The organism is Vineibacter terrae (assembly GCF_008039615.1).
In the GTDB taxonomy this organism is placed as follows: Bacteria; Pseudomonadota; Alphaproteobacteria; order Reyranellales; family Reyranellaceae; genus Vineibacter; species Vineibacter terrae.
The window spans coordinates 70,424-93,176 of record NZ_VDUZ01000034.1 but is presented as its reverse complement, the minus strand read 5'-3'; the positions used below and the strand labels follow the sequence as shown (position 1 = coordinate 93,176).

Annotated in this window: 20 protein-coding genes and 1 pseudogene; 17 read left to right on the top strand and 4 right to left on the bottom strand. The window is 69.2% G+C overall.

What is annotated here, in order from left to right:
- Window positions 1-64: 64 nt before the first annotated feature.
- Entirely contained in the window at window positions 65-499 is a 435-nt protein-coding gene (locus tag FHP25_RS26365) for a GFA family protein (RefSeq protein WP_147849964.1), read from the bottom strand.
- A 51-nt stretch (window positions 500-550) separates the two neighbouring features.
- Between FHP25_RS26365 and FHP25_RS42680 the strand changes: the two are divergent.
- Window positions 551-712, top strand: a pseudogene (locus FHP25_RS42680) (DUF2147 domain-containing protein); the annotation flags it as partial.
- 13 nt (window positions 713-725) lie between these two features.
- On the opposite strand, the gene FHP25_RS26355 reads toward FHP25_RS42680, so the two are convergent.
- Complete coding sequence (locus FHP25_RS26355; protein ID WP_147849963.1) at window positions 726-1,445, bottom strand: class I SAM-dependent methyltransferase; 720 nt, start codon at window positions 1,443-1,445, stop codon at window positions 726-728.
- A 133-nt stretch (window positions 1,446-1,578) separates the two neighbouring features.
- On the opposite strand from FHP25_RS26355, the gene FHP25_RS26350 reads away from it, so the two are divergent.
- Window positions 1,579-3,516 carry a primary-amine oxidase gene (locus FHP25_RS26350; RefSeq protein ID WP_147849962.1) on the top strand — a complete coding sequence of 646 codons (1,938 nt, stop codon included), beginning with the start codon at window positions 1,579-1,581 and terminating at the stop codon, window positions 3,514-3,516.
- A 30-nt stretch (window positions 3,517-3,546) separates the two neighbouring features.
- Here the strand turns inward: FHP25_RS26350 and FHP25_RS26345 are convergent, their stop codons facing one another.
- On the bottom strand, window positions 3,547-4,335 hold the full coding sequence (locus FHP25_RS26345; protein ID WP_147849961.1) for an IclR family transcriptional regulator: 789 nt from the start codon (window positions 4,333-4,335) through the stop codon (window positions 3,547-3,549).
- A 93-nt stretch (window positions 4,336-4,428) separates the two neighbouring features.
- On the opposite strand from FHP25_RS26345, the gene FHP25_RS26340 reads away from it, so the two are divergent.
- The 13 genes from FHP25_RS26340 to phoB all read left to right on the top strand — a co-directional run bounded on the left by FHP25_RS26340 (window position 4,429) and on the right by phoB (window position 18,130).
- On the top strand, window positions 4,429-5,385 hold the full coding sequence (locus FHP25_RS26340) for a Bug family tripartite tricarboxylate transporter substrate binding protein (RefSeq protein ID WP_147849960.1): 957 nt from the start codon (window positions 4,429-4,431) through the stop codon (window positions 5,383-5,385).
- Between the two features lie 62 nt (window positions 5,386-5,447).
- Window positions 5,448-6,410 (top strand): Bug family tripartite tricarboxylate transporter substrate binding protein, encoded by a 963-nt coding sequence (locus tag FHP25_RS26335; protein ID WP_178133794.1) that lies wholly within the window; start codon window positions 5,448-5,450, stop codon window positions 6,408-6,410.
- Window positions 6,407-7,321, top strand: coding sequence for a CoA transferase subunit A (locus tag FHP25_RS26330; RefSeq protein ID WP_147849958.1), 915 nt, complete (start codon window positions 6,407-6,409; stop codon window positions 7,319-7,321). The genes FHP25_RS26335 and FHP25_RS26330 overlap by 4 nt, the downstream gene beginning before the upstream one ends.
- On the top strand, window positions 7,308-8,099 hold the full coding sequence (locus FHP25_RS26325; protein ID WP_147849957.1) for a CoA-transferase: 792 nt from the start codon (window positions 7,308-7,310) through the stop codon (window positions 8,097-8,099). The genes FHP25_RS26330 and FHP25_RS26325 overlap by 14 nt, the downstream gene beginning before the upstream one ends.
- 70 nt (window positions 8,100-8,169) lie before the next feature.
- Window positions 8,170-9,438 (top strand): acetyl-CoA hydrolase/transferase family protein, encoded by a 1,269-nt coding sequence (locus FHP25_RS26320; protein WP_147849956.1) that lies wholly within the window; start codon window positions 8,170-8,172, stop codon window positions 9,436-9,438.
- Entirely contained in the window at window positions 9,438-10,208 is a 771-nt protein-coding gene (locus FHP25_RS26315) for an enoyl-CoA hydratase/isomerase family protein (protein WP_147849955.1), read from the top strand. Before FHP25_RS26320 ends, FHP25_RS26315 begins: the two co-directional genes overlap by 1 nt.
- A gap of 103 nt (window positions 10,209-10,311) precedes the next feature.
- Entirely contained in the window at window positions 10,312-11,721 is a 1,410-nt protein-coding gene (gene phoR, locus FHP25_RS26310) for a phosphate regulon sensor histidine kinase PhoR (RefSeq protein ID WP_147849954.1), read from the top strand.
- A gap of 184 nt (window positions 11,722-11,905) precedes the next feature.
- Window positions 11,906-12,940, top strand: a complete 1,035-nt coding sequence (locus FHP25_RS26305) for a substrate-binding domain-containing protein (RefSeq protein WP_147849953.1) — start codon at window positions 11,906-11,908, stop codon at window positions 12,938-12,940.
- 152 nt (window positions 12,941-13,092) lie between these two features.
- On the top strand, window positions 13,093-14,472 hold the full coding sequence (gene pstC / locus FHP25_RS26300) for a phosphate ABC transporter permease subunit PstC (RefSeq protein ID WP_147849952.1): 1,380 nt from the start codon (window positions 13,093-13,095) through the stop codon (window positions 14,470-14,472).
- 28 nt (window positions 14,473-14,500) lie between these two features.
- Window positions 14,501-15,823 (top strand): phosphate ABC transporter permease PstA, encoded by a 1,323-nt coding sequence (gene pstA, locus FHP25_RS26295; RefSeq protein WP_147849951.1) that lies wholly within the window; start codon window positions 14,501-14,503, stop codon window positions 15,821-15,823.
- A gap of 43 nt (window positions 15,824-15,866) precedes the next feature.
- Window positions 15,867-16,682 carry a phosphate ABC transporter ATP-binding protein PstB gene (pstB, locus tag FHP25_RS26290; protein WP_147849950.1) on the top strand — a complete coding sequence of 272 codons (816 nt, stop codon included), beginning with the start codon at window positions 15,867-15,869 and terminating at the stop codon, window positions 16,680-16,682.
- Window positions 16,683-16,704: 22 nt separating this feature from the next.
- Entirely contained in the window at window positions 16,705-17,391 is a 687-nt protein-coding gene (phoU, locus tag FHP25_RS26285; RefSeq protein WP_147849949.1) for a phosphate signaling complex protein PhoU, read from the top strand.
- 37 nt (window positions 17,392-17,428) lie between these two features.
- The gene (gene phoB, locus FHP25_RS26280; protein ID WP_147849948.1) at window positions 17,429-18,130 is read left to right on the top strand and encodes a phosphate regulon transcriptional regulator PhoB; all 702 of its coding nucleotides are present in this window, start codon (window positions 17,429-17,431) and stop codon (window positions 18,128-18,130) included.
- A gap of 312 nt (window positions 18,131-18,442) precedes the next feature.
- Here phoB and FHP25_RS26275 read toward each other — a convergent pair whose 3' ends face one another.
- Entirely contained in the window at window positions 18,443-19,270 is an 828-nt protein-coding gene (locus FHP25_RS26275; protein WP_147849947.1) for a nitroreductase family protein, read from the bottom strand.
- 219 nt (window positions 19,271-19,489) lie between these two features.
- Between FHP25_RS26275 and FHP25_RS26270 the strand changes: the two genes are divergently transcribed.
- Complete coding sequence (locus FHP25_RS26270; RefSeq protein ID WP_147849946.1) at window positions 19,490-21,448, top strand: PhoX family protein; 1,959 nt, start codon at window positions 19,490-19,492, stop codon at window positions 21,446-21,448.
- A gap of 195 nt (window positions 21,449-21,643) precedes the next feature.
- On the top strand, window positions 21,644-22,681 hold the full coding sequence (locus FHP25_RS26265; protein ID WP_147849945.1) for a hypothetical protein: 1,038 nt from the start codon (window positions 21,644-21,646) through the stop codon (window positions 22,679-22,681).
- Window positions 22,682-22,753 lie beyond the last annotated feature (72 nt).

Below are 22,753 nucleotides of genomic sequence, written 5' to 3'. Positions count from 1 at the left end.
CGTCATCGCCAGGCGCGCCGACAGGCGCCTGGACTGCGCCGCGATCCGGCCCTTTCCTGTGGCCTCATTCCGCGGCGTCGTCGGCCGTGATGCCTTGCCCGAATCGGGGCAGATGGTCATTGATCGGCAGCCATGGCATCGCGCTGTCACACCACACATGCATCATCGGCGCGAACGTCCTGGGATCGTCAAAGGTCGCGAGCGCCAGATCGATGGATGGCGCCTCGCCCGGCCGGGACGCCGGCACGCAAGCAATGGGCGTGCCGCATTCCGGGCAGAAGCCGCGTTCGGCCTTTTCGCTGGAGCGGTAGTATTTCAGCAGGCCTTTCGTGAACACGACGCTGTTCGATGGCACGGCAACCCAGGACACCAGGGGCGCTCCATGCGCCTTCTGGCACATGCGACAATGGCAGTGCCCGACCCAGCGTGGTTGCGTCGTCAGACGATAGCGCACGGCGCCGCACTGGCAGCCGCCTTCGAGGTGTGCATGCTGGTTCATGGAGGCGCTCCTCTGCAGTCGCCACGATAATAGCCCAGCCTTCGAGGGTTCCGTCCTGCCGGCTCAGGCCGATGGAGCGGCGGGACGATCTACGACCCCAAAAGCGGCCGGATCTACGATGCCCGCCTGCGTCTCACGGGCGCCGATACGCTTGAATTGAAGGGCTGCGTCCTGATCTTCTGCGACGCCCGAACCTGGCATCGCCAACCATGATCCGCCTCGGCGCTCACGGACGCAGCGCGCGCACGTGAAGGAAGAGCGGCAGGCGCTGCCACCGGCGGCTCGCGTCCGACGACAGGCCGTGGTCCGGAACGCCCGGCTCGCGCAGCGCCTCGACCAGGAAGCCGGCCGCCTCCAGCGCCCGGAAATAGGCTTCGATCGGACGGTGCTGGCTGTGGAACGTCATCGCCAGCCCGTCGCGCTCGACGGTATCGGCATAGCGGAACGGCCGCAGATAGTCGCCGGCGATGACGAAGGGCGCGTCGGCGGCCGGGCGCTCGAAGCGCCCGGCCGAGTTGATCGGATGCACGATCGCGAAGCACAGCCTGCCGCCGGGCTCCAGCACGCGCGCGACGTCGCGCAGCACGGCCGGCATCGCATCGATGTCGTGCAGCGACATGAAGGCGACGGCAAGATCGGCGCTGGCGTCATCCAGCGGCAGCGCCGCCGCATCGGCGATCCGGACATCCATCGACGGGTCCGCCTCGCGGGCAGCGGCGATCATGGACGGCGACGAGTCGATGCCGACGATGTGATGCCCGAGCCCCTTCAGATGCCGCGTCAGGCGCCCTTCGCCGCAGCCGACGTCCACCGTGCGCCAACCGGGTAGCGGCAGAAGCCTGAGGAACTGGTCGCGGTGGTAGCGCCCGTAGCTGTCGTGGCCGGGGCGGCGCGCCCATTCGGTCCATTGCCGGGCCTGGGCCTCCCAGCTGTCGGCGAGATCCATGTGAGCCACCCTCGCAGCGCAGCGCCTCCAGCGCGCAGACCCGCCCGGCGCACCCGGTCGCCACGCTGCCGGGCGCAGTCTGGCAGACACCGGCGAATCCCGGCAAGATGCGACGACGGTCGGGAGCGCCACCATGAACGATGCCGGCGAGGAAATCCGCGCAGCCGAAGCGACAGCCCACCCGCTCGACCCGCTGAGCCCGGCCGAGATCCGGCGCGCGGCGGTGGCGGTGCGCGCGGCACACGACCTCGGCGCCGGCATGATGTTCGAGACCATCAGCCTGCGCGAGCCGGACAAGGACGCCGTGCAGGCGTTCCGCCCCGGCGCGCCGATGCCGCGCGAGGCTTTCGTCTGCGCCTTCGACCGCGCCAACGGCAAGGTCTACGAGGCGCGCGTCGACCTCGCGCGCGACCGCGTCGTCGACTGGCGGCATGTTCCCGGCGTGCGGCCGCGCATCCTGGTCGACGACATCACGCTGGTGGGCGAGGTGGCGCGCGCCGATCCGCGCTTCCGGGCCGCGCTGGCCAGGCGCGGCATCACCGATATCGAGAAGGTCCAGGTCGATCCGTGGTCGGCCGGCAACTACGGCCTGCTGGACGAGGCCGGCAGGCGCCTGTCGCACACCTTCTGCTGGTACCGCAGCGAGCCCAACGACAACGGCTATGCCCATCCCATCGAAGGGCTGTGCGCCGTGGTCGATCTCGACCGCGCCGAGGTGCTGCGCATCGACGATTACGGCGAGGCGCCGGTGCCCATGGGCAACCGCAACTACGCCGCGCGCTATCGCACGACATTCCGCACCGACGTCAAGCCGCTGGAGATCATGCAGCCCGACGGGCCGAGCTTCACCGTGCAGGGCAACGAGGTGCGCTGGCAGAAATGGCGCCTGCGCGTCGGCTTCAACGGGCGCGAAGGCCTGGTGCTGCACACGATCGGCTACGAGGACGGCGGCCGCCTGCGGCCGGTCCTCCATCGCGCCGCGCTGTCGGAGATGGTCGTGCCCTATGCCCATCCCGGCGGCGGCCATTTCCGCAAGAACGCCTTCGATGTCGGTGAATACGGCATCGGCGTGCTGGCGAACTCGCTGGCGCTGGGCTGCGACTGCCTGGGCGCGATCCGCTACTTCGATGCCTGGCTCAACGACAGCAAGGGCGATCCGTACTGCATCGAAAGCGCCGTCTGCCTGCACGAGGAGGATGTCGGGATCCTGTGGAAGCATACCGACCTGTTCACCGGCGCGGTCGATGTGCGCCGCGCGCGCCGGCTAGTGGTGTCGTCGATCTCCACGGTCGGCAACTACGAGTACGGCCAGTTCTGGTACTTCCACCAGGACGGCTCGATCCATTTCGAGATCAAGGCGACCGGCATCCTCAACACGGCCGGCCTCCGTCCCGGCGAGAAGCCCGACTACGGCACGATCGTGTCACCGGGCGTCTATGCCCATTATCACCAGCACGTCTTCAACATGCGCCTGGACATGGCGGTGGACGGCGAGCGCAACCGCGTCGTGGAGGTTGACACCGTGGCGCTGCCGGTCGGGCCGGACAACCCGCACGGCAACGCCTTCACCATCCGCGAGACTGTGCTGGAGTCGGAGCTGCGGGCGCAGCGCAACGTCGACTTCAACGCGGCGCGGTTCTGGAAGATCACCAGCGCCGACCGCCGCAACGCGCTGGGGCAGCCGACCGCCTACCGGCTGCTGCCGCTGAACCCGGTGCCGACCTTCTCCAGCCCGCAGTCGATGGTGGCGCGCCGTGCCGCCTTCATGACGCGCCAGCTCTGGGTGAGCGCCTATCACCCCGACGAGATGCACGCGGCCGGGCGCTATCCCAACCAGAGCACCGGCGGCGACGGCCTGCCGGCATGGACGGCGGCGGACCGGCCGCTGGTCGATACCGACGTGGTCGTGTGGCACAGCTTCGGCCTGCATCACCTGCCGCGGCCCGAGGATTTCCCGGTGCAGCCGGTGACCACAGCCGGCTTCGCCCTGCATCCATCAGGCTTCTTCGACGAGAACCCGGCGCTCGACGTGCCGCCGGCAGCCAGCACGATGAGCTGCTGCGTCGACTGACCCGCCGGCCATGACGCATCCGCCGGAACGTCAGCCGCGGCCGAGGACCTTCGTGATCGCGTCGGCGGCCTGACGCAGGCTCGCGCCGGTCTCGGCGATGGCCTTCGATGCCAGCGCCGGACTGAGCCCCATGGCCGTGAGCGCGAACAGGATGCGGCCCTCGCTGTCGAAGACAGGCGCGGCCACACCATTGGCGCCGCTGATCGGCGACTCCGTGAGCGCGACATAGCCCGCTTCACGCGCGGCGCTCAGCTGGGCGCGATATGCCCTCACCGTGGGCGCCGGCAGCCCCGCGAACGGCGTCAGGCCGACGCTCTTCAGAAGGGAGTCGCATTCGGCTTCGGGCAGGAAGGCCATGAAGCAGCGCCCGCTCAGGCCTTCGGTGACGCGGAAGCGGGTTCCCACCGCGATGCTGATGCGGACATCGCCGCCGGGCTCCTCCTTGTCCACCACCATCAGGCGCTCGTGGCCGACACGCGCCACGACGAAAGTCGTCAGCCGCGTCGTGCGCATGAAATCCATGAGATGCGCCCGTGCCGTCTCGACGAAGACGAAATCGCGGCTCACGGCACCACCCAGCTCCAGCAGGCCGAGGCCGAGGCGATAGGTCTTGGCGCGCTCGTCGAAGGCGACGAGGTGATGGTGCTGCAGCGTCTTGAGGATGGCGTAGCAGCTGCTGACGCCGATCCCCGACGCCTGCGCCACGTCGCTCACCGTGAGCTGCTGGCGCCGCTGCAGCAGGCGCAGGATGCGCACGGAGCGATCGACCGCCGGCACCATATAGGCGGTCGGCGTGGGCGTGGACTTTGCGGGCGGCATGGCGCGGCGGCCTCTTGCGATCTTCGGGGCGGCTTGATACGGTCAACTGTATATAGAAAGCTATTCTATATACAGAAATATCGGGAGGCAAGAATGAACCGGTTCGGGAGGTGGCTGGCAGCGGCGTTGCTGGCGATGCCGACGGGCGTGGCGGCGCAAGGCTGGCCCGAGCGACCGGTGAAGATCATCGTGCCTTTTACCGCCGGCAGCGGCGGCGACACCGTGGCGCGCGTCGTGGCCGATGAGCTGCGCAAAAGCCTGGGCGGCACGTTCGTGATCGACAACAAGCCCGGCGCATCGGGCCAGATCGGCACCGATCTGGCGGCGAAAGCACCGGCCGACGGCTACACCCTGCTGCAGACCTCGTCGGCGCAGAATTCCGCCGGCCCCTGGCTGACCAAGACGCTGGGCTACGACCCGATCAAGGACTTCACCCACATCGCGCGGGTGATCACGGTGCCCTTTCTGCTGGTGGTGCACCCCGACGTGCCGGCGGCCACGGTCAAGGACTTCATCGCCTATGCCCGGCAGAATGCCGGGCTGCCCTATGGCTACGGCTCGGCCACGGCGCAGGTGGCGTCGGCCACGTTCGTGTCCCTGGCCGGGATCCAGGCGATGGCCGTGCCCTACAAGAGCCAGCCGCCCGCCGTGACCGACCTGGTGGGCGGCCAGGTGCGCTTCATGATGGCCGACCTGTCGGTGGTCGGCCCGCAGGTGAAAGCCGGCAAGCTGCGCGCGCTGGCGATCACCTCGCGCGCCCGCTCGCCGCAGTTCCCCGACGTGCCGACCTTGGCCGAGCAAGGCATGAGCGACTTCGACCTCGAGGTGTGGGTCGGCATGGGCGCGCCCGCGGGCACGCCGGCTGAGATCGTCAACAAGCTCAGCAGCGAAATCCTCAAGATGGGCAAGCGTGACGACGTGCGGCAGCGCTTCGACGCGGTCGGCTTCGATCTCGTGCCCAATACCCTGGCCGACCATGCCGCGTTCGTGCGCGAGCAGCTGGCCGCCTGGGGCAAGCGCATCAAGGACGCGGGCCTGCAGCCGGAATGAGCCGGCCAGGGCACACGAACAGCCAGGACGCAGCGGGACGTGGCGGATATGAGGCGACAGGTATGAACATGAAGCTGACATGCTGGCTGGCCGGACTTGCGCTGGCGCTTCCCCTCGCCGGCCCGGCGCTGGCGTTCCCCGGCGACAAGCCGGTGCGCATCGTCGTGCCGTTCACCGCCGGCAGCGCCAGCGACACGGTGGCGCGCGTGGTCGCCGACGAGCTGCGCAAGACCATGGGCGGCACCTACGTGGTCGACAATAAGCCGGGCGCCTCGGGCCAGATCGGCAGCGAGCAGGTGGCCAGATCGCCAGCCGACGGCCACACGCTGCTGCTGACCACGTCAGCCACGCATTCGGCGCGCCCATGGCTGGTGAAGACATATCCTTTCGACCCCGTGAAGGACTTCGTCCATATCGCCCGGGTCATCAGCGTGCCGTTCCTCCTGGTGGTCAACCCCGACCTGCCGGTGCGCAACGTCCAGGAGCTCATCGAGCACGCGCGCAAGAACCCCGGCCTGGCCTACGGCTACGGCTCCGCCACGTCGCAGGTCGCGGCGGCGACATTCGCGAGCCTGGCCAAGGTCGACACGCTGGGCGTGCCGTACAAGAGCCAGCCGCCGGCGGTGGTCGATCTGATGGAGGGACGGATCCAGTTCATGATGGCCGACCCGTCGATCGCCGCCGAGCAGGTCAAGGCCGGCAAGCTGCGGGCCATCGCCACCACCGCGCGCACGCGCTCGCCGCAGATGCCCGACGTGCCGACCCTGGCCGAGTCGGGCATGGGCGAGTTCGATCCCGAGGTGTGGCTGGGGATCGGCGCGCCGGCCGGCACCCCCACCGATATCGCCGAGACCCTCAACGCCGAGATCCTGAAGATGGGCGGGCGCGACGCGGTGCGGCAACGCTTTGCGCAGGTCGGCCTGGATCTGACGCCCAATACGCTCGCCGATCACGCCGCCTATGTGCGCGCGCAGCTGGCCGCCTGGGGCAAGCGCATCAAGGCCGCAGGGATCCAGCCGGAATGACGGGCCGCACCTCCAAGAAAGCGGACGCGCATGCGGCGTTGGCCGACCTGCGCGACGGCGCCGTCGTGGCCATCGGCGGCTCGCTGTTCCACAACAAGCCGATGCGCCTGGTGCGGGAGGTCGCGCGGCGCGGCGCGCGTGACCTGATCGTGGTGGCCGTGACCCAGGCGTCGATCGATGTCGACCTGCTGGTCGCGGCCGGCTGCGTCGCCGAGGTCCGCGTGCCCTATCTGGGCCTCGAGCACCACGGGCTGGCGCTGAACTTCCGGCGCCGGGCGGCAGATGGCCGGGTCAAGGTGTGGGACTGCGACGAGACGCAGGTGATCGCGGGCATGGAAGCCGCGGCCAAGAACCTGCCCTCGGGCTGGACCAAGACAGGCGTCGGCACCGACCTGCCCAACAGCAACCCCGACCTCAAGCCGGTCGCTGACCCCATCACCGGCGAGCCGATGATCGCGGTGCCCGCCATCCGGCCGGACATGGCGCTGCTGCATGCCACGCGCGGCGACCAATGGGGCAACCTCGCCTATGCCGGCTATCCGTTCTCGGACGTGCTGATCGCGGAAGCCACGCGCCGCGGCGGCGGCAAGGTGATCGCCAGCGTCGACGAGGTGGTGCCTGCCAGCACCTTCACGGCCGATCCGTTCCTGGCCGACATCGCGCATATCCTGGTGGACGCGGTGGTGGAGGCGCCATGGGGCGCGCATCCCTGCTCGTCGCATGGCAACTACCAGTACGACGATGCGTATCTGGCGCACTACCAGCAAAGCGCGCGCGACGGCGAGGACGCGATGCGCCGCTGGCTGGCCGAGCACGTGCATGCGCCCGAGAGCCACGAGGCCTATCTCGACCGCTTCCTGACGCCCTCCCGCCTCGCCGCCCTGAGACGAGACATCTATGCCCGCCAATGACATGCCATGGTCGTGGCCCGAGCTTGCGGCCATCGTGCTCAGCCGCGAGCTCGCGGACGGCGAGGTCGGCTCGCCCGGCGGCTCGCGCAGCGAGATCCCGCTGGCAGCCGCGCGCCTGGCGCAGCTCACGCGCGCGCCCAACCTCGCCATCATCACCAGCGCCGCGGGCTTCGTGGCCAACATGGTCGACAAGCCGTGGAGCCCGCTGGTGTCCTCCACCATGGATTGGCGCAACGTCTATGCCGGCACCGAGGCGGTCCTGCCGTCCAGCGGCGTCTTCCACACGCGGCGCGACTGGTTCTTCGCCGGCGCGCTGCAGGTCGATGGCCACGGCAACATCAACCTCACCCGCGTGCGGCTGAAGGATGGCGGCGAGATGCGCGGCCCCGGCGCGGCCGGCCTGGCGTACTCGGCGACCATGGCGCAACGCTACTTCATCTATATGCACGAGCATTCGCGGCGCTCGTTCGTGCAGCGGCTCGACTACCGCACCGCGATCGGCTTCGGCGACGGGCCGGGCAGCCGCGAGGCGCTCGGCCTGCGCGGCGGCGGACCGGCGCTGGTGATCAGCCCGCGCGGCGTGATGGATTTTGACGAGCGCACGCTGCGTCTGCGCCTGCGCTCGGTGCATCCGGGACAGAGCGTGGAGGCGCTGGTGGCCAATACCGGGTGCGAGCTGATCGTGCCGAGCGTCGTGCCCTCGACGCCGGCGCCGTCCGAGCAGGAGCTGGATGTCCTGCGCCGCCAGGTGGACCGCGGCGGCGTGCTGCGCCGTTGAGCACGAGGGACAAGATCATGGACGCATCGCTGCCGGAAGGCGCCTGTCAGATGCTGCCGAGGATCTCGCGATGATCCGGCTCGAGTCGATCGAGGACCTTGATCTGGCGCGGCATATCCGACCCGGCGCCGGAATCGTTTTCGGGCAGGCGACTGGCGAGCCGCTGAGCCTGACGGAGCAGCTGGTGCGCCAGCGCGCCGCCTTCCGCGGCAGCAGCGTCTTCCTCGGGGCCAACTTCTCCAGCACGTTCCAGCCTGAGCATGCCGACTGCCTGCGCCTCACGGGCCTGGGCGGCATTGGCAGCCTGCGCAAGCTCGTGAAAGCCGGCAGCCTGGACCCGATCCCCTGCCACATATCGTCGATACCCCGGCTGATCCGCGCCGGCCTGATCCGCTGCGATGTCGCGCTCGTGCTCGTGAGCCCGGCCAACGCCCGCGGCGAGCACAGCTTCGGCCTCATCAACGACTACGTGCGCGCCGCGATCGCGTCAGCCTCGGTCGTCATCGCCGAGATCAACGCGCAGGTGCCGTGGACACCCTGCGACCAGCCGCTGCGCAGCGACGAGATCACCGTCGGCGTCCACACCGACCGGCCGCTGGTCGAGCTGCCAGCGGCGCCCTTCGGCGACCTCGAGCGGCGTATCGCGGATCATCTGCGCGATCTGATCCCCGACCGCGCGACGCTGCAGGTCGGCATCGGCGCCGTGCCGGAGGCCATCGTCGCGATGCTGCACGACCGGCGCGACCTGGGCATCCATTCCGGTATGATCGGCGATTCGGCGGCAGACCTCATGGCACGCGGCGTGGTCACCAATGCCTTCAAGGAGGTCGACCCAGGCATCACGGTCACCGGCAGCCTGATCGGCACGTCCCGCCTGTACCGCTTCGCCGACGGCAACACCGCCCTGCGGCTCTGCACCGCCGACTACACCCATGCGGGATCGGCGCTGGGCCGGCTCAAGCGGCTGGTGTCGATCAATTCCGCCCTCGAGGTCGACCTGACGGGCCAGGTGAATGCCGAGGCGGTGGGCGCGGATTATGTCGGCGCGGTCGGCGGGCAGGTGGATTTCGTGCGGGCCGCCAGCCTGTCGGAAGGCGGCGCATCGATCGTGGCATTGCCCGCGACCGGCCGTGCTGGCGCCTCCCGGATCGTGGCCCGGCTCGGCGGCCCGGTGACAACGCCGCGCAGCGACGTTGACGTCGTGGCGACCGAATTCGGCGTGGCCCGGCTGCGCGGGCGCAGCTTGCGCGAGCGGGCGCGCGCCCTGGTGGCCATCGCGGCGCCGGAGCATAGAGAGCACCTGGAGCGCGCGGCGCACGCGCAATTGGGAGGTAGCTGATGAACCTGACCGAGGAAGTGCTGTTCGATACCGAGGATGGTGTCGCCGTCATCACCCTGAACCGGCCGCGGCAGCTCAACGCCATCAACGCCGGCCTGATCAAGGGCCTGCGCCAGGCGTGGGATCGTTTCGAGGCGTCGCCGGAACTGAAGGTGGCCATCCTGACTGGCAGCGGCGAGCGCGCCTTCTGCGCCGGCATGGACCTGAAGGAAGCCGCCGGCCAGCGGCTGCGCGTGCCACCGCGCGATTTCGTGCCCGTGCTCGGCGACACGGTGCATGTCAGCAAGCCTGTGATCGCCGCGGTCAATGGGCTCGCCTATGCCGGCGGCTGGCTGCTGGCGCAGATGTGCGATCTGTGCATCGCCGCCGACCATGCGGTGTTCGGGATCACCGAAGCCAAGGTGGGCCGCGGCATGCCCTGGGCCGCGCCGCTGACCCGGATGCTGCCGCAGCGCATCGTGATGGAGCTGCTGCTGACCGGACAGCCGCTCACGGCGCAGCGCGGATACGAGCTGGGCTATGTCAACGCCGTGGTGCCGGCAGCTGAGCTGCGCGCGCATGCGCTGGGCATGGCCCGCACCATCGCAGGCAACGCGCCGCTCACGGTGAAGGCTGCACGGGAGCTGGTGTATCTCTCGGCCGAGATGGGCCGCTCGGCCGGGCTGCGGGCCGCCCATCACCTGTTCGAGTCGGTGTACCTCAGCGAGGATGCGCTCGAAGGTCCGCAGGCCTTCGCCGAGAAGCGTCCCCCGCAGTGGCGCGGGCGGTGATCGCGAGCAGCACACCGCGCACGCTCCCTCGCCGGATGAGTCCTGACAGGTTCCGCCGACGTTAATGCCTGGAACCGCGGCGCCGGTTCGTATACTGGGCGGCATGGCCGAGACCTCGTCGTCATTGCCGTTTCGCCGGCACGTCATTGCCAACGTCATCGCGCTGCTGCCCTCGGCGCTGGCGCTGGCGGTGCTGGTCTGGATGCGGGCGCTGGCGCCGCTGCCGGCGCTGGTCGCCTTCGCCGGTATCGCGCTGGCCACCGTGATCGTGGTGCGCCGCTACGTGCTGTCGATCGGCCGCTTCGCGCGCTTCGTGGAGGCGCTGTCGCGCGGCGACGAGCCGGATGTGCCGCGCTTCGTGCTGTCGCCGGCGGCCGAAGAGCTGGCGGGCGGCGTGGCGGCGCTGGCCCGCCTGTGGCACCGGCAGCGCGCCTCCATCGATTCGCTGTCGGCGTCGGCCCAGGCCATCGTCGACGGCCTGCCGGACCCGCTGCTGGGCATCGACGGCAGTCGCCGCGTCGTGCGCTTCAACCGCGCGGCTCGCACCCTGCTGGGGCCGATCGAAACCGGCCGTGACCTGGCCGCGACGCTGCGCCAGCCCACGCTGCTCGATTCCGTCGATGCGGCGCTGGCCGGTGCGCCGATCGACGACCCGGCCGAGATCGCCGTGCCCGGCCCGCCCGAGCGCATCCTGGCGGCCCATATCAAGGCGCTGCCGCGGCCGACCGACGACGGATCGCTGGTGCTGGTCGTGCTCCACGACATGACGGCGCTGCGCCGGGCGGAGCGCATGCGGGCCGACTTCGTGGCCAACGCCAGCCATGAGCTGCGCACGCCGCTGGCCAGCCTGGTGGGCTTCGTCGAGACCTTGCGCGGCCCGGCGCGCGACGACGCCGAGGCGCAGGACCGGTTCCTGGCGATCATGGCCGAGCAGACCGGCCGCATGCGGCGCCTCGTCGAGGATCTTCTTTCACTTTCGCGCATCGAGCAGCGCGAGCACGAGTCGCCGACCGGGCGGGTCGAGGTCGGCCCGCTGCTGCGCGGCCTGGTCGAGATGCTGGAGATGAAAGCACGCCCGCGCCAGGTGACGCTGACGCTCGACGTGCCACCCGATCTGCCGACCGTGATCGGCGATCGCGACGAGCTGGCGATGGCGTTCCAGAACCTGATCGACAACGCCGTCAAGTACACCCGCCCAGGCACGAGCGTGCGGGTCGGCGCCAGCCGCCAGGACGACGGGGTGCGCCTGATCGTGAGCGACCAAGGTGAAGGCATCGCCGCCGAGCACCTGCCGCGCCTCACCGAGCGCTTCTATCGCGTCGACACGGCTCGGTCGCGGCAGATGGGCGGCACCGGCCTGGGTCTGGCGATCGTCAAGCATGTGCTGAACCGCCACCGTGGCCGGCTGACCGTCGAAAGCGCTGTTGGCGAGGGCTCCACCTTTACGGTGCTGTTACCGGACAACGAGTTTTCCACTGCGTCAAAGGAGCCTGCAGGCGTCCAAAAAGGTTGATTCATCAACAACTAAGACAGTTGTCTATCATTCTGATCCAGGTCCGGGCCGGCGAGCGTCATTGATCTGCAACAAATCAGAAATAAAACCATGTTGTTAGGTTCATAGGACTGGCCCGCGACGGCGGGATGCGGTCCCCCGCCGGTTTGGTTTCCGGACCGCAACCAATTCCATGGGAGCTCCCATGCTCGTCAGAACCCTCACCGCCGGCACGTTCACGGCCGCGCTGGCCGTGCTGTCCTTCGGCCCGGCGCAGGCGCGCGACCAGATCCAGATCGCCGGGTCGTCCACCGTGCTGCCCTTCGCCAACATCGCGGCCGAGCAGTTCGGCAAGGCCTTCGCCGGCAAGTTCAAGACGCCGATCGTCGAGTCGGGCGGCTCATCGGCCGGCCTGAAGAATTTCTGCGGCGGCGTCGGCGAGAAGACGATCGACATCGCCAACTCCTCGCGCAAGATCAAGCCGAGCGAGATCGAGGAGTGCAAGAAGAACGGCGTCGCGGAGATCCAGGAGATCAAGATCGGCTACGACGGCATCGTCTTCGCCAGCAGCGTCAAGACCGGCCATTTCGCGCTCGAGCCCAAGCACGTCTACCTCGCCGTCGCCGCCCAGGTGCCGGTGAAGGGCGCGCTCGCGGCGAACCCGTACAAGAACTGGAAGGAGATCGACCCGAAGCTGCCCGACCAGCCGATCCAGATCTTCATCCCCGGCGAGAAGCACGGCACCCGCGAGGTGTTCGAGGAGAAGGTCCTGGAAGCCGGCTGCCACGACTTCCCCGAGATCAAGGCCATCGCCGACGCCAAGGCCAGGGCCAACGCCTGCAAGGCGGTGCGCAAGGACGGCCTGTCGGTCGACATCGACGGCGACTACACCGAGACGCTGGCCCGCATCCAGCGCACGCCCACCGCGGTCGGCGTGTTCGGCCTGAGCTTCTACGAGCAGAACAAGGACAAGATCCAGGTCGCGACCGTGTCCGGCATCGTGCCGACTGTTGAGAGCATCGCCGACGGCAAGTACCCGGTCTCGCGGCCGCTGTACTTCTACGTCAAGAAGGCGCACCTCTCGGTGATCCCCGGGCTGAAGGAATACGTCGAGTTCTTCCTCAGCGACAAGGTGGTGGGCGACGAGGGCATGGCCACCGACAAGGGCCTGATCCCGATGCCGGCCACCGAGCGCACCAGCGTGCGCGCCGCCTTCAGCAAGGGCGCGCTCGTCAACTGACGCCAGCAGGCCGGCGCGGTGCCACCGCGCCGGCCTTTCTCTCTGGCCTGTCATGACTTTCTCCTTCCCCCGGCGGGCACGCGGCGCACCGCTTTCACCGCCGAGGGAGTGACAAAGTCATCGCGGCTGCCGCCGCCACCCTTGGGGTTCCCATGTCCAGCACCCTCGTGCTCGCCGTCGTCCTGCTGATGATGCTGGCCAGCTTCGTGGTCGGCAGGCAGCGCGCGCTGGCAACGGCCGGCGGCCACACCCGCGCCCTCCACTCGCGGCCGCCCTACTACGGATCGTATGTGGCGCTGTGGGCGGCGGTGCCGGCGCTGGTCCTGCTGCTGCTGTGGGTCGTGGTCGAGCCGATGGTCGTCGACATGGTGGTGCGCAACAGCCTGCCCGACGACGTGCGCGCGCTGCCGCCGGACAAGCTGAGCCTCGTGCTGACCATCATCGACAACCTCGTGCGCGGCCGGGCCACGGTGGGCGACGTGCCGGCCTACGCCAAGGAAGCCGCGGCGCGCCAGCAATCGCTGCATGCGACCGCAAGCTGGGCGATGGCGGTGCTGGTGATCGGCCTGGCGGCGATCGGCTTCTTCTTCGGTGCCCGCCGCATCGCGCCGACGCTGCGGGCGCGCAACCATGTCGAGCGCGCCGCGACCTGGGGCCTGGTGGCATGCTCGGCCATCGCCATCCTGACCACGGTCGGCATCGTCTGCTCGATGCTGTTCGAGACGCTGCACTTCTTCTCGATGGTGCCGCCGCAGGACTTCTTCTTCGGGCTGGTCTGGGATCCGCGCTTCAGCGCCGCCGGCCGCGACGGCTCGGCCGGCCAGTTCGGCCTGATCCCGCTGCTGTGGGGCACGGTGTTCATCTCGCTGATCGCGATGCTGGTGGCGGTGCCGATCGGCCTGCTGTCGGCCATCTACCTGTCCGAGTACGCCCACAAGACGGTGCGCGCCTGGGTCAAGCCGCTGCTCGAGATCCTGGCCGGCATTCCCACGGTCGTGTACGGCTTTTTCGCGCTCTCCACCCTGGGGCCGCTGTTCCGCGACATCGGCGCCTCGGTCGGCCTCGACGTCTCGGCCACCAGCGCGCTCACGGCGGGTGTCGTGATGGGCGTGATGATCATCCCGTTCGTCTCGTCGCTGTCGGACGACATCATCAATGCGGTGCCGCAGTCGCTGCGCGACGGCTCCTATGCGCTGGGCGCCACGCAGTCGGAAACCATCAAGCGGGTGGTGATGCCGGCGGCCCTGCCCGGCATCGTGGGCAGCGTGCTGCTGGCCGTGTCGCGCGCCATCGGCGAGACCATGATCGTGGTCATGGCCGCCGGCATCGCCGCCAAGCTGACGCTGAACCCGTTCGACTCGGTGACCACGGTCACGGTCAAGATCGTGAGCCAGCTCACCGGCGACCTGGAGTTCAACAGCCCGCAGACCCTGGTCGCCTTCGCGCTGGGCCTGACCCTGTTCGCCGTCACGCTGCTGCTCAACATCTACGCCCTGCACATCGTGCGGAAGTACCGCGAGCAGTACGACTGAGCGCGCCCCATCCGAGGCACCCATTCCCATGACCGATTCAGCCCTTCCCATGACCGCCGCAATGGCCAACCGAGCGCCCCGCAAGCTGGTGCTGAACGAGAAGCGCGTGCGCTCCCGCTATGCCGCGGAACGGCGCTTCCGCGCCTACGGCATCGCGGCGATCGCCTTCGGCCTGTTCTTCCTCGCGTGGCTCTTCGTCACCCTGGTGGTGCAGGGCTACGGCGCGCTGCAGCAGAGCAAGATGCGGCTCGACGTCAACCTCGACGCCGCGACACTGGCGCCCGGCGGCAAGGTGGACGACACCACGCTGCGGGCCGCCGACTACACGGCGCTGCTGCGCACCGCCCTGCGCGATACGCTGGGCGTCGGCAGCGACCGCGCCCAGCGGCGCGAGGCCTATGCGCTGCTGTCGAACGGCGCCGACAACGAGCTGCGGCGCATCGTGATGGCCGACCCGACCCTGATCGGCAAGACCGTGCCGGTATGGGTATCGGCCAGCGCCGACGTCGACACCCTGATCAAGGGCCAGATCGCGCGTGACCTGCCGGAGAACCAGCGCCGGCTCAAGGACCGCCAGATCGCCTGGGTCGACAAGCTGGTCGCCGACAACCGGTTGAAGAAGCGGTTCAACGGCGCGCTGTTCGTCAACGGCGCGTCCAGCGACCCCGAGCAGGCCGGCATGGGCGTGGCCATCATCGGATCGATGTACATGATGCTGGTGGTGCTGCTGACCGCCCTGCCCGTGGGCGTCGCCGCCGCGGTCTATCTCGAGGAGTTCGCGGCCCGCAACCGCTGGACCGACCTGATCGAGGTCAACATCAACAACCTGGCTGCCGTGCCGTCGATCGTCTTCGGCCTGCTGGGGCTGGCGATCTTCCTGAACTTCTTCGGCATGCCGCGCTCGGCGCCGGTGGTGGGCGGCCTCGTGCTGTCGCTGATGACGCTGCCGGTCGTGATCATCGCCACGCGTGCCTCGATCAAGGCGGTGCCGCCGTCGATCCGCGAGGCGGCGCTGGGCGTCGGCGCCTCCAAGATGCAGGTGATCACCCATCACGTGCTGCCGCTGGCGCTGCCCGGCATCCTGACCGGCACGATCATCGGCATGGCCCGCGCCCTGGGCGAGACCGCGCCGCTGCTGCTGATCGGCATGGTGGCTTTCGTCGTCGCCTATCCGGCGACGCCGTTCGATCCGGCCACCGCCCTGCCGGTGCAGATCTACATGTGGGCCGGCGCGCCGGAGCGGTCGTTCGTCGAGCGCACCTCGGCCGCCATCCTGATCCTGCTGGCGTTCCTGATCGTGATGAACGCTGCCGCCGTGCTGCTGCGTCGCCGCTTCGAGCGCCGCTGGTAATCTCCCGTCACGCGATAGGCCTGAGGGGCCAAGGGGAATCGTGATGAACACCGTTGCTATCAAACCCGTTGCCGCGACTGCGGGCGCCGCGTCGGGCAACCACGCGCCCAAGGTCGTGTCCCAAGGGGTCAAGGTCTTCTACGGCGAGAAGGAAGCCCTGCACGGCGTCGACCTCGACATCAACGAACGCGAGGTGACGGCGCTGATCGGCCCGTCGGGCTGCGGCAAGTCGACCTACCTGCGCTGCCTCAACCGCATGAACGACGTGGTCGAGGGCTGCCGGGTGGAAGGCTCGATCAAGATCGACGGCGACGACATCTACGATCGCCGCATCGATGTCGTGCAGCTGCGGGCCCGGGTGGGCATGGTCTTCCAGAAGCCCAATCCGTTTCCCAAGTCGATCTACGAGAACGTCGCCTACGGGCCGAGGATCCACGGCATCGCCCAGGGCAAGAACGAGCTCGACGAGATCGTGGAGTCGAGTCTCACCCGCGCCGGGCTGTGGAAAGAGGTGAAGGACCGCCTCGACAAGCCCGGCACCGGCCTCTCCGGCGGCCAGCAGCAGCGCCTGTGCATCGCACGTGCCATCGCGGTCAGCCCCGAGGTGATCCTGATGGACGAGCCGTGCTCGGCGCTCGATCCGATCGCCACGGCCAGGATCGAGGAGCTGATCGACGAGCTGCGCGAGAACTACACGATCGTGATCGTGACCCATTCCATGCAGCAGGCCGCGCGCGTCTCGCAGCGCACGGCGTTCTTCCATCTCGGCGACCTCGTGGAGTACGGCGACACGTCGCAGATCTTCACCAACCCGAAGGAAGAGCGCACGCAGGCCTACATCACCGGCCGCTTCGGCTGAGCCGCACGCTGGGAGACGCATGATGCCCGCTGAGCATATGGTCAGACGCTTCGACGACGAGCTGGAGAAGCTCGACGCCACCATTTCGGAGATGGGCGGCCTCGCCGAATCGCAGCTCGCGATGGCGCTCGCCGCCCTGCGCGAGCACAACTCGGAGACCGCCGAGAAGGTCATGAAGGCCGACAACCGGGTCGACGAGCTGGATCGCGCCGTGCAGAACCAGGTCATCCGCATGCTGGCGCTGCGCCAGCCGATGGCCAACGACCTGCGGCTGATCGTGACCTCGATCAAGATCGCCAGCGCGCTGGAGCGCATCGCCGACTACGCCAAGAACGTCGCCAAGCGCTCGCTGCAGATCCAGCCGCTGACGACGCCGTCGCCGGCGCTGAGCGGCGTCGACCGCCTCGGTCGGCTGGTGCAGGCGCTGCTGAAGGATGTCCTGGACGCGCTGGCCTCGAAGGACATCGAACGCGCCCGTGCCGTCTGGACGCGCGATGCCGACATCGACGATGTCTATCACGGCCTGGTGCGCGAGCTGCTCACCTACATGATGGAGGACGCCCGGACCATCTCCGCCTGCACCCAGCTGATGTTCATGGCCAAGAACATCGAACGCATCGGTGACCACGCCACCAATATCGCCGAACTACTCCTCTTCCGCTGGACCGGTGAGGAGGTCGTCGAGGAGCGACCCCGTGGGACTTCATGAACTCAATCCGCCGACAGCCGAGCGATCATCCCTCGGCATGAGCACCAACAAGACGCACATCCTGATCGTCGAGGATGAGGCGCCTTTGGTCGAGCTGCTGCGCTACAACCTCGAGCGTGCCGGCTACCGCGTCTCGGCCGCCGGCGACGGCGAGGCCGCGATGCGCGCCATCGACGAGGATCGCCCCGACCTGGTGCTGCTCGACTGGATGCTGCCGCTGATGTCCGGCATCGAGGTCTGCCGGCAGCTGCGCCGCGCGCCCGGCACGGCCAACATCCCGATCATCCTGCTGACCGCCCGCGGCGAGGAGCATGATCGCGTCCGCGGGCTGGACGCCGGCGCTGACGACTATGTCAGCAAGCCGTTCTCGCCGGCCGAGCTGATCGCGCGCATCCGCGCCGTGCTGCGCCGCATCCGCCCGGCGCTGGCCGACGAGGTGCTGAGCTACGCCGACCTGACCATGGACCTGGTCCAGCACCGCGTCACCCGCCAGGGCAAGCCGGTGCACCTGGGTCCCACCGAGTTCCGCCTGCTGCGCCATTTCATGGAGCATCCCGGCCGCGTGTTCACGCGCGAGCAGCTTCTGGACTCGGTGTGGGGCCGCGACGTCTACATCGAGGCGCGCACCGTCGACGTGCATATCCGCCGGCTGCGCGTGGCGCTCAATGTCGAAGGCCAGCCCGACCTGATCCGCACCGTGCGGGCCGCCGGCTACGCGCTCGACGCCCAGGGCGGTTGATTTTTCGGACCGCGGGCGTCCACGCCCGCATCGGCGCGCCAGCGGCGACCATCGTGAGGTCGCCCTCCGCTTTCGCTGCGGGCGAGTGCGGGCGAGGACGCCCGCGGTCCGAAAGAGTTCACATCCCCGGTGTCCACAGCTTGTCACCGCCCTGACATGGGGCGGTCACGGGCAGGCAACCCGCCTGCCGTACGCCCGACCATGCTGAACGCTTTCCCCGCGCGTCGCCCGGTCCATCCCCTGACGGGCCCGCGACGCCAAACTCGAACCCCTCTTTCCCACGGAGAGGGGTTCCTTTTTGGCGGCGTCGCGTCAGTCCAGCTTGAAGCCCTGGCTGCGGACATAGGCGCCGAAATCGGCACGCTCGGCATTGGCGTACTGCCGGGCCTTGTCCTCGGACCAGCCATAGGCGTCGACGCGGCCGAAGCGCGCCTCGTCGCGCTGGCGGCGATAGGGCTGCACGGCCGCGCGGCGGCGATCATAGGCGTCGATCCGCGCCGGCAGGTCGGCCTCGTCGAAGCGGTCGACATGCACACGCACGTCGAGCGGCAGCCGCAGGCTCAGCTCGCCGTCGCGCGCCGGCCAGCCGACGGCAAGGCCGGCGACGGGGAACACATGCGCCGGAAGCGCGAGCGCATCGGAGACGGTGCGCGCATGGTTGCGGATCTGGCTGATCGGACAGCAGCCGAGCCCGACCGCCTCGGCCGCTGCGATGAAGGTCGCCATCACGATGGCGCTGTCGACGGCAGCGTTGAAGAACGGATCGAGATGGTCGTTGGCGAACGGCTTGCCGCGCCAGGCATGGATCTGACGCTGGCGACGGTTGTTGCCGAGGAAGACCATGAAGACCGGCGCCGACGCCAGCCAGGGATGGTCGGGAATGGTGGCGAAGATCGCGGCCCGGCGCGCCGGGTCGTTCACGATGACGATGTCGCCTTGCTGCAGGTCGCTCTTGGTCGGCGACGCCAGCGCCGCGGCGCAGAGCGTGCGCAGCAGCGCCGGCTCGACCGGCTTGTCGAGGAACGCGCGCCGCACGCCGCGCGCCAGCATGCGTTGCAAGGTCGGCACGCCGTCCGGCGGCACATCGGCATCCACCCGCTCGCCGAAGCGGCGCTCGATCAACTCGCTCAACTCGCTCATAACCCCTCCATTGGCCGCCCCGGCCGGACCGCCCAGTACCTGGAATCGCTGGTCGCTGATACACCTGTCATCCCGAGCGCAGCGAGGGATCTCCTGCGGCAAGGCGCACGGTGCGCCATTCGCGGGAGATCCCTCGCTGCGCTCGGGATGACAGTCATGACTCACCTTTTGCCGATAGCCAGTACCAGTGTGCCATCCCTGGGATGAGGAGAGAACATCATGGACTCGCCGCTGTGCCACGACGATCCGGTCGAGGATACCGGCCGCAACGACAGTGGGAACCCGACCTTCAGCGACATCGTGGCCGCCCGCCTGTCGCGGCGCGCGATGCTGGGCACGCTGGCCTCGACGGCGCTGGCCGGCGCACTGGCGCCACTGGCGCCGCGGCCGGCCGCGGCGCAGGCGGCATCGAGCCTGACGTTTGCCGAGCTCTCGGGCAAGCCCTCGCCCCGGCACGCCGTGGCGGCCGGCTACCGCGCCGACATCCTGATCCGCTGGGGCGATCCCGTCGTCGCCGGCGCCTCCGCCTTCGACGTGCACAACCTGACGGCCGCGGCCCAGGACAGGCAGTTCGGCTACAACAACGATTTCCTGGCCTACATGCCGCTGCCGCCCGGCTCCGCCAGCAGCGAGCATGGCCTGCTGGTCGTCAATCACGAATACACCAACACCGGCTTCATGTGGCCGGGCATCACGCGCGACACGGTGCTGGAGAAGATGACGCGCGAGCGGGTCGAGGTCGAGCTGGCCGCGCACGGCCTCTCGGTGGTGGAAGTGCGCCGCACGGGCGGCACCTGGGCGGTGGTCGCCGACAGCCCGCTCAGCCGCCGCGTGCCGATGACGACCCCGTTCCGCATCGCCGGACCGGCCGCCGGCCACAAGCGGCTGCAGACCAATGCCGATCCGGCCGGCACGCGCGTGCTGGGCACGCTCAACAACTGTGCCGGGGGCAAGACGCCATGGGGCACGACGCTGCACGGCGAGGAGAACTTCCACAATTATTTCTCCGGCGACGCCCCGGCCGACAGCGAGGCCGGCGCGCGCAAGCGCTACGGTGTCGGCACCTCGGGCCGCGGCTATGCCTGGTGGGGCCGGCAGATCGATCGCTTCAACCTCGCCAAGGAGCCCAACGAGCCCAACCGCTTCGGCTGGGTGGTCGAGCTCGATCCCTATGACCCCACCTCGACGCCGGTGAAGCGCACGGCGCTGGGCCGCTTCAAGCACGAGGGCGCGACCGCGATTGTCAACAAGGACGGCCGCGTCGTGCTCTATTCCGGCGACGACGAGCGGGGCGAATACATCTACCGCTTCATCACTGCCAGGCGCTTCGATCCCGCCAACCGCGCCGCCAACATGAGCTTGCTTGACGACGGCGTGCTCTCGGTCGCGCGCTTCGATGCCGACGGCACCTTGCGCTGGCTGCGCCTGGTGCATGGCGAGGGGCCGCTGACCGCGGCCAACGGCTTCGACTCGCAGGCCGACGTGCTGATCGAGGCGCGCCGCGCCGCCGACCTGCTGGGCGCCACGCGGATGGACCGGCCGGAGGATGTCGAGCCCGACCCCGTGACCGGGGTTGTCTACGCCGCGCTGACCAACAATGCCGAGCGCAAGGACAGCGAGATCAACCCGGCCAACCCGCGCGCCGCCAACGTCCACGGCCATATCCTGGCCATGATGCCGCCGGGCGGCCGCGGCAAGGATGCCGACCACGCCGCCGACGTCTTCACCTGGACCATTCCGATCCTGGCCGGCGATCCGTCCAAGCCGGAGCAAGGCGCGAAATATCATCCCGGCACCTCGCCGGGCGGCTGGTTCAGCGCGCCCGACAACGTCGCGTTCGATAGCCAGGGACGGTTGTGGATCGCCACCGACACCGGCAGCAACTGGTCGAAATACGGTATCCCCGACGGCCTGTTCGCCTGCGATGTCGACGGCCCGGCCGCCTACCTCACCCGGCGCTTCTTCGCCTGCCCGCTGGGCGCGGAGATGTGCGGTCCGGAATTCACGCCCGACAACAAGACGCTGTTCGTAGCCGTGCAGCATCCGGGCGTCGATGGCCTGCCGGGCTCCAGCTTCGACACACCGGCCACGCGCTGGCCCGACTTCAAGGACGACATGCCGCCGCGCCCCAGCGTGGTCGTGATCACCAAGGAGGACGGCGGCATGATCGGGTCGTGATGTTCCCGGCGGTCGGGCCGCGCCGCTCCAGCGGCGCTTTTGCTTCGATGTGAAGCACGGCTTGAGCGCAAGCCGGTCAACGCCGCTTGGCCTGCCGCAATGCAAGAGCGCCGCTGGAGCGGCGCGGCCCGACCCTTGAGTGGCGTCCGCCCGGTGGAGCCGGCATGATCGCCCTTCCAGCCGGGAGGCCATGGGATGACGACGACGATCCTGTCCATCGACGGCGACCGCTTCCATATCAATGGCGCCCCCACCTATTCCGGGCGGCGCTGGCGCGGCAGCCGCATCGAGGGATTGCTGTTCAACAGCCGCATGGCCAATGCCGTCGTCGATGACGAGAACCCGGCGACGCGCGGCGCGTGGTCGTATGCCGATGGCGACTGGAGCGCCGAGCGCAACACGCGCGAGCTGATCGCGGCGCTGCCCGACTATCGCCGCCACGGGCTGCTGGCGATCGCGCTCAACCTCAGCGGCGGCAGCCCGCAAGGCTACTCCTGGCACCAGCCCTGGCATATCTGCGGCTTCACGGCCGACGGCCAGCTCAAGCCCGACTACGCCGCGCGCCTGGGTGCGCTGGTGGCCGCCGCCGATGCGCAGGGCATGGCCCTGATCCTCGGCCTCTTCTACGGCCGGCAGAGCCAGCGCCTGCGCGACGAGGATGCGGTGCGCGCCGCCGTCGCCGGCACGGTCGACTGGCTGGTCGGCCGCGGCGCGCGCAACGTGCTGCTGGAGATCGGCAACGAGGTCGACCTGCCGGTGTTCGCGCATCCCGTCATCGGCGCGGAGCGCTGCCACGAGCTGATCGGGCTGGCGCAGGCGCGCAGCGCCGGCCACCTGGCGACACCTTCCGGGCGCCTGCTGGTGGGGACCAGCCTGGTGGGACCGGCAGCGCCACCCGACAGCATCCTGGCCTGCGCCGATATCCTGCTGCCGCATGGCAATCGCATCGACACGCCCGACGGCATCCGCCTGCACGTGCTGCGCACGCGCACCGGCGCCGGCTACCGGGGCCAGCCGATCACGTTCAACGAGGACGACCACTACGCCTTCGACGCTGCCGACAACAACATGCTGGCCGCCATCGACAGCGGCGCCGGCTGGGGCTTCTTCGATTACCGCCGCATCCGCGAACGCTTCGAGGACGGCTTCCAGTCGCTGCCGGTCGACTGGTCGACCGGCTCGGCGCGCAAGCGCGCGTTCTTCGGGCTGCTCAAGGAGGTCACGGGGTTGTAGGAAGGCGAACCCTGCAAGGGCGCCGGTGCAAGCGGCCCGTCTATCGTTTAAGGTCGTACGGGGTGGCCGGCG

Coding starts and splice junctions, on each gene's coding strand:
- pstA (WP_147849951.1), top strand. CDS start 14,501: ATGACCGATTCAGCCCTTCCCATGACCGCCGCAATGGCCAACCGAGCG.
- FHP25_RS26330 (WP_147849958.1), top strand. CDS start 6,407: ATGACGGGCCGCACCTCCAAGAAAGCGGACGCGCATGCGGCGTTGGCC.
- phoU (WP_147849949.1), top strand. CDS start 16,705: ATGCCCGCTGAGCATATGGTCAGACGCTTCGACGACGAGCTGGAGAAG.
- FHP25_RS26275 (WP_147849947.1), bottom strand. CDS start 19,270: ATGAGCGAGTTGAGCGAGTTGATCGAGCGCCGCTTCGGCGAGCGGGTG.
- pstC (WP_147849952.1), top strand. CDS start 13,093: ATGTCCAGCACCCTCGTGCTCGCCGTCGTCCTGCTGATGATGCTGGCC.
- FHP25_RS26315 (WP_147849955.1), top strand. CDS start 9,438: ATGAACCTGACCGAGGAAGTGCTGTTCGATACCGAGGATGGTGTCGCC.
- pstB (WP_147849950.1), top strand. CDS start 15,867: ATGAACACCGTTGCTATCAAACCCGTTGCCGCGACTGCGGGCGCCGCG.
- FHP25_RS26305 (WP_147849953.1), top strand. CDS start 11,906: ATGCTCGTCAGAACCCTCACCGCCGGCACGTTCACGGCCGCGCTGGCC.
- FHP25_RS26325 (WP_147849957.1), top strand. CDS start 7,308: ATGCCCGCCAATGACATGCCATGGTCGTGGCCCGAGCTTGCGGCCATC.
- FHP25_RS26350 (WP_147849962.1), top strand. CDS start 1,579: ATGAACGATGCCGGCGAGGAAATCCGCGCAGCCGAAGCGACAGCCCAC.
- FHP25_RS26365 (WP_147849964.1), bottom strand. CDS start 499: ATGAACCAGCATGCACACCTCGAAGGCGGCTGCCAGTGCGGCGCCGTG.
- FHP25_RS26270 (WP_147849946.1), top strand. CDS start 19,490: ATGGACTCGCCGCTGTGCCACGACGATCCGGTCGAGGATACCGGCCGC.
- FHP25_RS26335 (WP_178133794.1), top strand. CDS start 5,448: ATGAACATGAAGCTGACATGCTGGCTGGCCGGACTTGCGCTGGCGCTT.
- FHP25_RS26345 (WP_147849961.1), bottom strand. CDS start 4,335: ATGCCGCCCGCAAAGTCCACGCCCACGCCGACCGCCTATATGGTGCCG.
- FHP25_RS26340 (WP_147849960.1), top strand. CDS start 4,429: ATGAACCGGTTCGGGAGGTGGCTGGCAGCGGCGTTGCTGGCGATGCCG.
- FHP25_RS26320 (WP_147849956.1), top strand. CDS start 8,170: ATGATCCGGCTCGAGTCGATCGAGGACCTTGATCTGGCGCGGCATATC.
- phoB (WP_147849948.1), top strand. CDS start 17,429: ATGAGCACCAACAAGACGCACATCCTGATCGTCGAGGATGAGGCGCCT.
- FHP25_RS26265 (WP_147849945.1), top strand. CDS start 21,644: ATGACGACGACGATCCTGTCCATCGACGGCGACCGCTTCCATATCAAT.
- phoR (WP_147849954.1), top strand. CDS start 10,312: ATGGCCGAGACCTCGTCGTCATTGCCGTTTCGCCGGCACGTCATTGCC.
- FHP25_RS26355 (WP_147849963.1), bottom strand. CDS start 1,445: ATGGATCTCGCCGACAGCTGGGAGGCCCAGGCCCGGCAATGGACCGAA.